9 protein-coding genes are annotated in these 13,426 nt (G+C 38.5%); all 9 read left to right on the top strand.

Annotated features, from left to right (window positions below; translation table 11 throughout):
• Positions 1-50: 50 nt before the first annotated feature.
• The 9 genes from EV209_RS05810 (at position 51) to EV209_RS05770 (ending at position 13,418) form a co-directional block, all read left to right on the top strand.
• Complete coding sequence (locus EV209_RS05810) at positions 51-1,025, top strand: virulence RhuM family protein (protein WP_130434214.1); 975 nt, start codon at positions 51-53, stop codon at positions 1,023-1,025.
• A 431-nt stretch (positions 1,026-1,456) separates the two neighbouring features.
• Positions 1,457-2,338 carry a hypothetical protein gene (locus EV209_RS05805; protein WP_130433916.1) on the top strand — a complete coding sequence of 294 codons (882 nt, stop codon included), beginning with the start codon at positions 1,457-1,459 and terminating at the stop codon, positions 2,336-2,338.
• Entirely contained in the window at positions 2,335-2,880 is a 546-nt protein-coding gene (locus tag EV209_RS05800; RefSeq protein WP_130433915.1) for a hypothetical protein, read from the top strand. The genes EV209_RS05805 and EV209_RS05800 overlap by 4 nt, the downstream gene beginning before the upstream one ends.
• 1 nt (position 2,881) lies before the next feature.
• Positions 2,882-6,352 (top strand): HD domain-containing protein, encoded by a 3,471-nt coding sequence (locus EV209_RS05795; protein WP_130433914.1) that lies wholly within the window; start codon positions 2,882-2,884, stop codon positions 6,350-6,352.
• A 273-nt stretch (positions 6,353-6,625) separates the two neighbouring features.
• Positions 6,626-6,946 carry a hypothetical protein gene (locus EV209_RS05790; protein ID WP_130433913.1) on the top strand — a complete coding sequence of 107 codons (321 nt, stop codon included), beginning with the start codon at positions 6,626-6,628 and terminating at the stop codon, positions 6,944-6,946.
• 605 nt (positions 6,947-7,551) lie between these two features.
• Positions 7,552-8,223, top strand: coding sequence for a CRISPR-associated protein Cas5 (gene cas5 / locus EV209_RS05785; protein ID WP_130433912.1), 672 nt, complete (start codon positions 7,552-7,554; stop codon positions 8,221-8,223).
• Complete coding sequence (locus EV209_RS05780; protein ID WP_130433911.1) at positions 8,220-10,286, top strand: hypothetical protein; 2,067 nt, start codon at positions 8,220-8,222, stop codon at positions 10,284-10,286. The genes cas5 and EV209_RS05780 overlap by 4 nt, the downstream gene beginning before the upstream one ends.
• A gap of 31 nt (positions 10,287-10,317) precedes the next feature.
• Positions 10,318-11,211 (top strand): type I CRISPR-associated protein Cas7, encoded by an 894-nt coding sequence (locus EV209_RS05775; RefSeq protein WP_130433910.1) that lies wholly within the window; start codon positions 10,318-10,320, stop codon positions 11,209-11,211.
• A gap of 128 nt (positions 11,212-11,339) precedes the next feature.
• Positions 11,340-13,418 carry a CRISPR-associated helicase/endonuclease Cas3 gene (locus tag EV209_RS05770; RefSeq protein WP_243647503.1) on the top strand — a complete coding sequence of 693 codons (2,079 nt, stop codon included), beginning with the start codon at positions 11,340-11,342 and terminating at the stop codon, positions 13,416-13,418.
• Positions 13,419-13,426: the final 8 nt, after the last annotated feature.

Raw genomic sequence — 13,426 nt, 5'->3', positions numbered from 1 at the left:
ATTCGATTTTTTTTGACGGGGAGAGGAAAGTGGAAAAATCAAATATATTAATGTACACAACAGAGGATGGAATTACCAAAGTTGAAGTTACATTTGATAATGACACTGTTTGGTTATCGTTAGATCAGATAGCAGATCTATTTCAAAGAAATAAATCCACGATATCCAGACATATAAAAAATATTTTTTTAGAAGGCGAGTTAAGCCGAAATTCAGTTGTTGCAAATTTTGCAACAACTGGTTCTGACGGAAAAAGATATCATGTGGATTTTTATAATCTTGACGTTATTATTTCTGTTGGCTATCGCGTAAAATCTTTGCGAGGAACGCAATTTAGGATTTGGGCCACAAATATTCTGAAAGAATATATGAAAAAAGGATTTGCGCTGGATGATGAACGATTAAAGAACCTTGGTGAAGGAAATTATTTTGATGAGTTGCTGGCACGTATCCGGGATATAAGGTCTTCAGAAAAAGTGTTTTGGAGAAAAGTGCTGGAAATCTATGCAACCAGTATTGACTACAATCCGAAGGCAGAGAGTTCCGTGCAGTTTTTTAAACAGGTTCAAAACAAGATGCATTGGGCAGCACATAAGCACACAGCGGCAGAGGTGATTTACCAAAGGGCAGATGCAGATAAAGATAATATGGGACTGACTACATGGAGTGGCAAACGTATAAAGCTCTCGGATGTAGAAGTGGCGAAAAATTATCTTGATGAAAAAGAGTTAGATGCACTCAATAAAATTGTCACGGCATATTTGGATATTGCAGAGGTACATGCTTTAAATCAGGAACCAATGTATATGAAAGACTGGCTGGAGACTATTGATGATTATCTTAGGATGACCAGACGTGATATATTAACAACAAAGGGGAAAGTAACACATCAGCAGGCCTTAGAGAAGGCGCATTCAGAGTATGAAAGGTATAAAAGAAATCAGGAATATATATTGTCTCCTGTGGAATGTCATTTTTTAGAGAGTATTGGGGAATTAGATAAGATGGACGGAGAAAATAATTAGTAGGAGACTGACGAATAGTTCCACTAAGGAAAGCTATGCTTTTTGTCATTATTAGTGCCCGTTTACTACAATACGAGGGTTGTGTGGAATTGTGTCAGAAAAGACAAATGGAAGTACAGTGTAAAATAAGTAGAGATATAGTTATTTTAAAAAGGTTCTAATACGGGTATAAGTTTTGGAAGTGATGAAGATCGTGAAGAATGATAGAGACATTAGGTGATAACTATTATTCTGAAGAAATGATTTTCATTGAAAGGGTATACGATTATTTGGTAGAACATGGTCTATAGTCAACAACTAAACTTACATTAGAATTTCCTTTAAAATATAATAGGAATATCCTATGATGAAGTTCATTAATTAAGATATTTTTTTTTAGATAATATCATAAACAAAATTTTGATGTGAGGTAATAGAGAAAGAAACAGAATATGGAAAAGCCATTGGAACAGGAGAGTCAGCAGCTCCTGATTAGAAAAATTGATGCCCTTCGGTTTTATGGAGGCGATACCCGGGAACGGTGTAGTAACGGTTACGTGGGTAGAGAATCTCAAGACGCTATGTTCGGAGACAAAAATGCCTATTGGACGTTAAATGCACTTCTTTTCGAAGGTATCAAGAATGAACAAGAACGTATTTGGACAGAAGACCATCTCTTGAATACGGAGTTTATCAGAAGAATAGACGAAACAGTTCAGATTTATACGGATATTTTTACTCTGATGAAGGAAAAAAATGCAGATTTTGACAGCAGTGCAGTTGGACGGCGGATAGAACGTGCTTCTTCCATTACATATTATGAAAACGGCTTTACCCAATCGTTTTTTTCCTGCTCAAAGAGCGGATTTGATATGACGTTTGCTCAGAAAAGTAATATTGTCCTGATAGAAATGGAACTTGCCCGAAATGTTCCTTTTATTGACTTTGAAAAGATATTATCAAGAAAGGAATATAAACATTGGGATGAAAGAGAAATACTCTTGCCTCCATTTATTAACATTGAGATAACAGAGATGCCGCTTACTGTTTCTGAAACCAGAAGAATAAAGGATTTAAATAAAAGACCTCCGCTGGGAAAATATCGACTGAAAGCGGTAGAATTTCCGGATTATCGTAAGAGTATTTTAGATTCAGAAACAATAATATGGCAGCAGATATATGATGGAAAAGATTCTGCAGCTCATTTGTTAGAAATGATACATAAAAAAGATAAAGAGCAGGACTACGAAGAATATATACGTTGGAAAGAAAAATTACATCAATATTTGAAAATACAGTTTTCAAATATCTGGTATGGAGGCGATGAATTTTGACAGATATTGAAAAACAGTGGGAAAATTATATGGAGTTGGGCGAGCGGTTGGTTAAAGAAAAGAGATTAAGGGAAGAATTCGAAAAAGAAATTAAAGCTTTTTCATTTTTTCTCAGTGAAACAAATAAAGATTTTTATTATAATTCCACTTATTTACCACATTACAGTATGCAATTTTTGCATTTTTTGGAATGTTTTTATAAAAAATATAAATTAGTAAAACGGTTATTTCAGCTATCGTCCTGCTACTCAGGTGTGTCATTAATCATAGATCGTTATTGGCAGCAGGAGAGTAAATGGGATGATGAGGAGGAAAAGATAGTTGTAATCAATAAAGTATATTCCTTTTCTGATAAAAACACGGTATGTGATGAGAAACTATTGGTTGAATGCAGTGCTCTCTGCGAGACAAAGCGTTTTATGTACCACAGTAAAGCAGAAATCATTGAAAGTGAAGAACTAAAAGAATTGAAAAATTTAAAAGAATTTCTCGATTTTAAGACGTCTTCAAAAAATAGAAAGAGTGGGGGAATAAAAAAATAGAATGGAAAAGACACAAAAGAGGAAAGTGAAATACGATGGGAGATACAGAACGTTTTTGCTGTCAGACCAGAATATTTTTCATGCCATTTATTCGTTGCGTTCATACATATTTGATTTTGAACTTTTAACAGAAAATGATAAGGAAAAGTATTACCGATTACAGGATAAGTATGATGAAATTTATATTAAGGAAATAATTAAAAATGTCAGAGATAAGATTACAGATCTGATTGATAAAGACGACTGTTTTATAGAAGCTTATGTTTACTTTCGACCTAAGAAGCTGAATGATAAAGAGAAGGTTACATATAGACCACTTCATACAACGGACATTATCAGTCAGATCGCAATTGTGGCAATGCTTCATTTATTAGTATATGAGATAGCGGATGTTGAGAAAAAACTTTATCTTTCAAATGTAAGTCGGTTATTGCCAGGAAATTTTTATGGAAACAGAGTGTCCTTAAATCCGGAGTTTTTGTTTAAACCTTGGAAACAACAATATCAGGCCTATACACAAAATGCAAATGAAGCATTGAAAAAATATAATGCTTCTTTAGAATATAAATATGAGGTGTCGCTTGACTTGGAAAATTTTTTCCCGACTATTGATCCGATGCTGGTTTATCAATTAATTGTGGAAAGATTTCCTGTAAATATGGAAAGACCTGATACAGAATTACTGAAAAGGATTTTAATAAAACTTTTATTTTGTAAGCTGAAAACGAATCTTTCTAATAAATTGAAGAAAGAGTATTATAAGGTAAATAAGGAATCATGTGAGCCTGTAATTGAAGAAAATTTTGTGCGTGGAATTCCTCAGGGCCTTCCACAATCTTATTTTTTCGGAAACATTTGCATGATACCGATATCGGAAATATTTCAGGAAAAGTTTAAGGGGGTTAGTTATTTTTACGTAGATGATTCTGTGATTTTTACAAATGATATTCTTGAAGATAGCTTTGGGGAGCAACTCAACAATATTAATGATGAAATAGAAAAACTAGAAAAAAGGCTTTTGGAGGAAGATAACAGGGCTTTACTTCCCAATCCTGTGTCTGCTATGAGAGCTGCAGGGCTTTATGGTATCCATGTTCATGGTGTGGATAAAAATAAGGCTGTGAGTAAGAGCAGTTTTATACGGTTAGATCAACTCGATGAAAGTGAGATTTATTTAAAATGCGTCAGCCGGGAGGCATCTCAGGCTGGAAATGAGATATTTAAAATGTATTCGGATGAGGAAGATGTTATACTGGAAGGGAGATTGAAGGCGCTTTCGGATGAAATCCAGAAGAAAATTAAAGAGTTGGATCAAAAGCTGGATCAGGCGAAGGGAGAGATTTCAAAATTGCAGGAAGCGTCTGAGGAAGAGCAGAATCCAGAGGCAATTGGAGAATGCAGAAAGCGTATACAGAACTGGAGTAAATTCCGTGATCGTTGGATACGTTATTATCGTTTCTTTGAATATCGAAAACATCGTCTTAATTTAAGGCATATGTGTGAAACAGATAATAGTAATAAAAAAGAATTGGAGAAGATTATATATATAGTCAATAAATATAATACTAAAGAGGAAAAGTTGAAAGCCTTTATACAGTCCTATAATGAAAATATATGGGACGCTGCTGTTTCCATGTATTGTGAGGATATTAGCGATACAGAAAAAAAAGAGCTTGGAAAGTATATTGGAGAACTCAACAAATTGTGTTTCGAAGAAGAAAATAAGGAGAGCTCTTTTCTTTATGAAGTGTATAAAGAATTGATAGAATGTGGGGAAAAGAAAAATAACGATAAAGATAGATATAAAAAATCTGGTATGGAATTTATTGATCCGTATAAAACATTGAAATATTTTGCAGCATGTAAAATGAAGTCATTTTCTCATAAGCATTATGATGTAGCGGAACATTGGGTAGAGCAGATTCAGAAGAAAAACTGGAAAGGTGCGATTTTAGAGAGGCTGCTGTCTAAAGATATGGTGGAAATGGCAATGATAGTAAGTGAAAATACATCGCAATTTATACGAATGGTCGCTAATGCTGTGTACTCGCAGCTTTTTGACGTAGAAATAGAAGATTGCTTTGTGATTAAAAAGTTTAATAGGAAGCCTCTGAGTTGTGGCGAGTTTCGGATTTTACTGTTTTTGAGAAACCGGCTCTTTACAGAAGAGGTATTCCTAGATCGGAAAATCTTATTGAACGATGTGGGAAATAAAGCGGATTTGGATTATGCGGTAATGGAAGTGGTCGATATTTTCCAGTCTTTTGTGGCGGATCCAATCCGAATCGATAAGTTGATTTTGACTCACCAGTTTACCTGCGAGGTGTGGAAAAACGGATCCAAACATCTGTATTTTTATACGCTTCATAATCAGGAACATGCGATTGCGTTAATTAGAAATATAGTAAAACTTATCCATGCAATAGGATTTTTAAAGATATCTTCGCTCGATTTCTATGCTTTATTTTTGGCGTGTTATCTTCACGACATATCCATGGTAAAAATTCCCGCATTAGACGCATTTTTAATAGATAAAGAAAGCGGGGACAGTATTGCCTGGGAGCATTTATCGGAAATCCGTCAGGAGATTGCGTTAAAGAAGCGGCTTGCGAAAGGGGAAAAAATAGAATACAGAGAGTCGGATGTGGAAGATATATCGCAGGTAAAAAAGTGGATGACCCAGAGTTACAGGAGGTTAGATGCTTATTATGAAAAGAAAATCAGGGAAAAACACGCGTCAGACAGCGCGGTAGAAATACGAGCCAGAGAAGACTTGAATTTTTTGGATGAAACTCTTCGTGAATTTGTTGCGGAAATATCAGAGGCTCATCAAGCGGATGAAAGAGATATTTACTTTACAAAATCATCAGCTGCTGAAAAAATGGTTAGTCTTAAGTTTGATAAAATCCTGCTTCGGCTTGCTGATTTACTGGATATGAGTAATTGCAGAATATCCAGGCCCATCCTATATCATAATTTGGATCAGATGTCAAAAGATTCCGCTTTTCATTGGATTTCTCATCTTTTAACACAGGGCTATGAACTGAAAACAAATTATAGTATAGTAGCAGGCAAAGGGGGCTTGACACCTGGATCAATTATGGAAAAGTTGATTTTAACAGTTATTGTAGATATGTCTCAGATGTCAAAATGTCAGTGCGATAAGCCATGTGAATATATGAAAATTGAAAATATTGATGATAATGGTTTTGAACTAAAAATGGGGAACGATTGTGAGAATGGAAAGGAAGTCTGTAATTTTCTGTGCAAATGGTTTTCTAAAAAAAATCGCTACCTTATGCAGGAACTTTATGCCTTGAAGGAATATTTAAACCGTGTTCCGGAGAACTATTTTGGCGCAGAAGTTGTAGTCTGCGTAAAAATTGCCAATAGAACATGCCTGGATGAAAAACAGTTTGGGGTATTGGAACAATATCTAAAAAATGAAATGCAATCTGATTCGGAAAAATAAATGGAAATGAGGAGATGAATTGAAAATACATATGTATCAGCAGTTCCATCAATAACGGAATTCGCTCTTATGGCATCATTATCATCCACTCACCACATGTGGAGGTCTGCGTGAAATTGTGTCGAAGATGATAAAAGTTCATGTATTGTGGTTGAAATGAAACTACTTATAATTATATAAGTGGTATTGAATTTAAAGGCATTTCTCATATGGCAAAAATGAGCATAAGATTTTTGCCTAATCTGAATTGCATTGTAGGAGGTGGCAAGGTAAATGAAGATTAATATGGAGATTAATTTGGCAGATTTAACATCCTTTTTATTAAGCTTTGTTGCAATTATTATTAGTATAATTGCTCTTGCTAAAGATTGCAGAACATCAAAAAGACTTTACAGACCATATTTGAGTGTTGATAAATTCTATTTTAATGGAAAGTACAAAGCATATCAAAGTCCCGATATGCAAACAAATTATGAAGTTATACCGAATGACCTTATGCAATTGGTGAAAGAAAGCTTACAGAGTTTACTTCTTGTTCGTTATGAGAAAGAGGATTACTTGGTTATTAACTTGCTGCCAAAAAAAGAAAGCTAGAGAAAATTTATGTTTATTGCAATCCGATTGAGTGCGTTTTAAAAAATATTGGGGGCGATCCCAACAGGAATATTGTTAACTTCAAGATATATAGGGCGTATTGTCAAATCATTGGACGTACTGATCTATATAATAGATAAAACTATTATAAATGGTAAAACGTTTTTTTAAATAATCTATATTTGTAATGCGGGAATGCCAGCTAGTTTAACCTACGAGAATTTTGAATCATATAAAGGAAATCATAAGATTAATTTATTAGAGGATAGCGTAGCTGCTCATAGATTGATTAATTATGAACGTTCTTATTATAAGTGTACTTATAAAGATACTGACGGGAGAAGGCATAAGTTTAAAGTAGAATGGAAAATGAATGAACAAGGATTGAAAGTTAGCGTGAATTAGAGCCAAAATCAGTGATATATAATAAAATGAAGGGGTTAATCTTTTGCCATGTAGTATAAGATATCAGTCCACCGCATGGAGAGGTTTATGCCGGAAATAACAATATAAAAGACGTCTTTATGTTTACGGGTAGAGCATGTGTTGTTTACTGGACTGATAGATATTTATAGGTATATTATATAAAGATGGGAGGAAAAAATATGGTGACTTACAGTTATCCGATTCAAATGGAGATTGCCGGTCAGACAGCGATTTGGGTAAGACCAGACAGCGGCGACTCGCCGGTCAGCTATGCCGCACCAACATATTCCGCTGTCAAGGCATTGTTTGAATCTGTTTTATGGGGACCGGCCATTGAAATTATTCCCACGAAAGTGGAACTATGCAAGCCTGTCCAGTGGCATAGTTATGTGACTAATTATGGTGGTCCGCTGCGTAGCAGCAGCGCTATAGCGGGGGGGAATAATTATCAGTTGTACGCTACGGTATTGACAGATGTGTGCTATCGACTTTACGCGGTGGCAGCACCAAATTTCAAAAAGGACAAGTTGACTTCAAGGGCATTGGCATGGGACAAGCGTACGACGGCGCCAGGGCATGCATATCAGGATATATTTAATCGCCGCCTGAAGAGGGGGCAGTCCTACGCAAGCCTCTGCCTTGGTTGGCGGGAGTTCACGCCTTCGTATTTTGGTGCGTTTAGAGATGAAACAGAGGTTTGCACGGAACAACCGGATATTATCATCCCATCCATGCTGCGGCAGGTGTTTTCTCCGGGGTATCAGACAGAATATCATGCAGTCTATGATACGGATGTGGTGATTCATCAGGGGACTTTGATTTATCCGGTGAAGGGAGGAGTTGATTTATGATTAACGAACTATATCAGCTCTCCACCACATTGTCAAAGATGGCTATTGTTGGCGAACAATGGCACCGGGAATACAAGTTAATTCCCAATATTAAGGAAAACGCGCCGTGTGTCCGTATTGTTCTTCTTGGAGATAAAGTTTCCCGTCTGGATAGTGTGAATGCAGATTTGGGACATGAACTGAGAAAGTATGGGAATAACCAGGGTACATTTCCTGCGATGAACCTGGCACCGTTATATCGTATAACAGATGCGGAGCGGGCACAGAAAATATCACAATTATTGAAAGCTGATAGTAACGAGATAGATATTCAGCAGATAAAGAAATGGTGCGATTGCAGTAACTGGGGTGCCAAATTCTCAAGGAAATATAAAAACAGCATGCAAAAAATTCCAGAAAAACTGCAACAGATGCTACAGGGAGAAGCTGTTTATGAGCCGGCGCTTCACCTGATCCGGGCGGCGCGTCCGTTTGTCGAGCCAGAGGCTCTTCATGCAGAACTTGAACGGGTCGCATTTGATGCACTTGAAAGGCGAGAGAAAGAGGATATTGTACTTGCCCTGCAAATTCTATTCTATATTGGCAAGGGGGAAAAAAGTCCGGAAGACGATTATGGAAGCCTGTCAGTCATTTTGGATTGTAATGAATTAGAAGATGATGGCGTGTCATCTGCTACAAAAGAATTTACCAAAGGCTTAAATTATGCATTGTTGAAAGCAGATGCCACAGAGAAAGGAAGAGCCAAAGCTAATGAGCAGGATGCCTTTGGTGTCATGTTTGCACCGTTGGAGGAACCGATGCCGACAGTGAAACTGGCTGGTGGATTTGAGGTAAGTCTGAGAACCATGTTTAAAGGACAGCCTTGTCAAAGCCGCTATGGCCGTTTTGAAAATGCGACGTATCCGATTGCACCGGAAGTGCGGTCCGGCATACAGGCTGCATTGACCTGGCTTTCCAGTGCGAAAATGAAGAACAAAACTTGGGTGAATACGGATAAAAATGAAATTTTATTTGCCTACCCATCACATCTGATAGAAAATCTGCCTAGCTTCACTGCTTTCTTTAAAGTAACTGATAAAGGGGAGCAAAAAAGCCGGTTTGAATCAGAAGCAAAGGCGTTTTCTGAGTATTTGACAAAAACAAAGACAGTGGATCCGGAAAATTATCCGGAAAATATTCAAATATTTATTCTTCGCAAATTGGATAAGGCGCGAACGAAAGTTATTTATACACACTGTGCGGCTGTGGATGATATTGTTCAGAACAGTACCGAATGGCAAAGAGCTTCAAAAAATCTGCCAGAATTTTCAATCCGGTTTCTATGGACACCGTTTCCGCTCGGAGTTGCCGATATTTTGAATCGAAGCTGGAAGCAGGACGGAACACAGGCCACAGATAAATTTAAGCCTGTTCCGGTTTATCATGGCATGGAACTTTTGTTTGGGGTTCCGAAACCGGTATTGGAAAAAGATTTGCATTTTATGATAGAGCACTGTACAAATATGGCGCTATATGCAGGAGGGATTCTTAATTCAGTAATACAGTATAACGCTGCCAATGCATTCATTCCTAAATTACAGGACGCATTGGTGATGATTGGAATGATATTATATTGGCTTGGGAGCAGAAAAGAGGACTATATGAATGAATATCCATATTTATTAGGGCAGATATTGAAGGTGTCGGATAGTCTGCATGAGCTGTATTGCTACGAGGTGAGAGATGGACAGATTCCGCCTCAACTTGTGGGGAGCAGTATGTATGTGGCTGCGTCGGAGCTGCCAGCACAGACACTTGCTCAGTTGGCAACTCGTATGATTCCTTATATTACCTGGGCAAAAGCAAATAGGGAAGCCTGCATTATAAGAAAATTGAAAAACCGTCAGGATGAAGAGGCGAAATATTTTGGGCCATCTGCTGGATATTTGCTGTATGTGTACGAACAGATAGCGGGTGCGCTTCTTTCCGTTTTGAAGGATAAACAACGTTTTAACGATTATGAAAAAGCACAGATGTTTATTGGGTATCTGGCAGCCTTACCGAAAAAAGAAAAAGTAAATTAATGAATATACGAAAATATAGGAGGTAATATCAATGAGTAGAGAAATGAGACGTGCAACAGGTCTGTTGGTGATTGAAGTAGTGAATTCGAATCCAAACGGAGATCCGGATCGTGAAGCGGATCCTCGTCAGCGCCCAAACGGACTGGGAGAGATATCTCCGGTTTCTTTTAAGAGAAAGCTGCGTGATTTGGTGGAAGATCATAAATCTCCTGTTTTTCAAAGTCTGCCGGAAAAGTTTAGTGAACATCCGGAGGAATATTGCATTCTGGAATCACGCGGACGCGACCGCAAAGCAATTCAAAAGGAAATGGAATTAAGTGGTGATATTAAAAAATTTGACCAGGATGCATTCCTTAGCAGCAAATTTGTAAAAAAATATTGGGATGCGCGGGTTTTTGGAAATACGTTTTTGGAAGAAGGTGGCAATAAGGGGTACATCAAAACAGGAGTTGTTCAAATCGGGATGGGAATTTCCATTTCGCCGATCAACATTATTCGTCAGACAAATACAAATAAAGCAGGAGTACAGGAAGGAAAAAATGCGGGCATGGCGCCTATGGCGTACCGCGTAGTAGAGCATGGTGTTTATTGTATGCCGTTTTTTGTGAATCCAAACTATGCACATAAGAGTGGCTGTACTGTGGATGATATTGAATTGATGAAGCAGTTGATGCCTTATGCGTATGATATGAATCGTTCAGCAATCCGACCAGATGTTCGCTTGCGTCATGTCTGGTACATAGAACATAAAAATGTGCTTGGAAGTTGTCCGGATTATTTGCTTTTGGAGGCGCTGACACCAGAGCGTATTGGAAATGCGGGGGAACCTTCTAGTGATTGGAAAGATTACCAGGATAAGAATGGTTTACCGGAGGAGTTACGGCAATGTGTTGAGAGTTGTGTGGATTTGGTTAATTGCCGATGATATACTTAGCCCACAGTGCGCGGGATGGGTATCCTGAGCAATCGTATCAAGAGCACGTAGAAAATGTACAGCGTGATGCCTGCCATAATGCGAAGGAAGCAGCCAGATATGCGGTCCTTGATGGTGAGATGCTGAATGCATCAGTTGATATGGCATCACCTGTACATGATATGGGAAAATTATATAAAGAAAATCAAGAGATACTGCATCAAAAGGACAGTCACGTAAGCCTGCCGCTCCATCACCAGGATGCCGGAGTGACGTTCCTTAAACAAATCCAGGAAAATTCTTACTACTCCCAGATGGCGGTCAGCGCTCATCATAGTGGATTGCCGGACATTGAACTGGAGGGACAGAGACAAAAAAATTGTTTTCGTGATCAGAACAAGGAGACGCGCGATAAGGTTAATGCGGAAATAGATAATCTGGTTGCGTTGCATAAAAATCTGATGAGAAGCGAAGTCTCAGCATTTTGCGTTAACAGTGCGAGCGGAGACAAAGGCGTCTTTTTTCGTATTATGTTATCTTGCCTGGTTGATGCAGATCATACGGATACAGCGAGACATTATGGGAAATTCCCGCAGGAACAGGATGTATCTATTCCAAAGCTGAGAGCGAAGGAACGTCTGGAGAGACTTGATAAATATGTACGTGGATTGAGGGATAAAAGCGAGAGGAGCAAGCTGCGGACAGAAATGTATCAGGTTTGCAGAGATTCTGCCATCGAAGAGAATATTGTAGCCTGTAACAGTCCAGTTGGTTCGGCAAAAACGACAGCACTGATGGCATATGCACTTCAGCAGGCAATTTTACGTAAATCCCGCCGAATTTTTGTGGTCCTTCCATTTACAAATATTATCAGGCAGTCTGTAGAAGTATACCGCGAGGCACTTCTCCTGCCAGGTGAAAAACCAGAAGATGTGGTTGCCGAATTACATCATCGTGCAGATTTTGAAAGCGAGGAAGCCCGTGCGCTCACAGCACAATGGAAAGCGCCAATTGTTGTGACAACAGCGGTTGCCTTTTTTGAAACGATGGCATCCTGCATGCCTGCTACGCTTCGTAGATTACATGAACTTCCGGGCAGTGTGATATTTGTGGATGAAGCACATGCAGCTTTGCCGGTGAAACTGCTGCCAACAGCATGGCATTGGATGCAAGTGCTTGCAGATGAATGGAGCTGCCATTGGATTCTTGCATCTGGTTCGCTGGTGGAATTTTGGAAATTAGAGGAATTATCTGAAACGCAGAGAACGGTTCCGCAGATTGTTAATATTGAGTTGAGAAATAGATTGATGAAATATGAAACGAACCGAATTAAATTTTTATGCAAGCCGGAACCACTTAATAGAGAGCAGTTGGTGAAATGGGTTGCTTCTGTTCCAGGGCCGCGTCTGGTAATTATGAATACCGTGCAGAGTGCTGCGGTAATTGCTGAGGATATGAGGAGATATTATGGTGATAGACATGACTGCAGGGTTATGCACTTGTCAACAGCGCTTGCTGCGGAACAGAGAGATAAAACGATACAGGATGTGAAGAACCGCTTGGAAGATAAAGACGATACAGATTGGACATTGGTGGCAACTTCCTGCGTGGAAGCCGGTGTTGATTTCTCGTTCAAAACGGGCTTTCGTGAGATTGCATCTTTGTTGTCTCTGTTGCAGACAGCCGGACGTGTTAATCGCAATGGCTTCGATGATGATGCGGTAATTTGGTCTTTTGAGATGCAGAAAGACGCAATGCTAACATATAACAAAGGGATAAAAGAATCGGCGTATGTTTTGAAGCATTATTTCTATAAAGGGGATTCAATTTCACCGGAGCTTGGTACAATATCTATAAGAGATGAACTGCGGCGCCAAACGGTGTCTGATGATGCCAAATTTTTATTGCAAGCAGAGATTTCTATGCGCTTTCCGGAGGTGCAGGAGAACTTTCGGGTAATTGATGATAATACCGTGCTTGTGGTTGCAGATTCGTCATTGAAAGAGCAGCTTCGATGTGGAGGTTGTGATTGGAAGACTATTCAGCGAAAGGCGGTTTCAGTTAGGAAAGAAAAAGTGAAGCAACTTCATTTGCAACCTATAATAGATGGGGTTTATGATTGGAATCTTGGATATGATGATTTCTATGGAATCATGAGAGGCATTTTATCCTATCAGCAATCAAAGGCAAGTCCACAGAAAGGTGCAGAGGACAAATGATGTATGTG

The sequence above is a fragment of the Cuneatibacter caecimuris genome (assembly GCF_004216775.1).
Classification (GTDB): domain Bacteria; phylum Bacillota; class Clostridia; order Lachnospirales; family Lachnospiraceae; genus Cuneatibacter; species Cuneatibacter caecimuris.
This window is presented reverse-complemented; position numbering and strand designations above follow the sequence as displayed.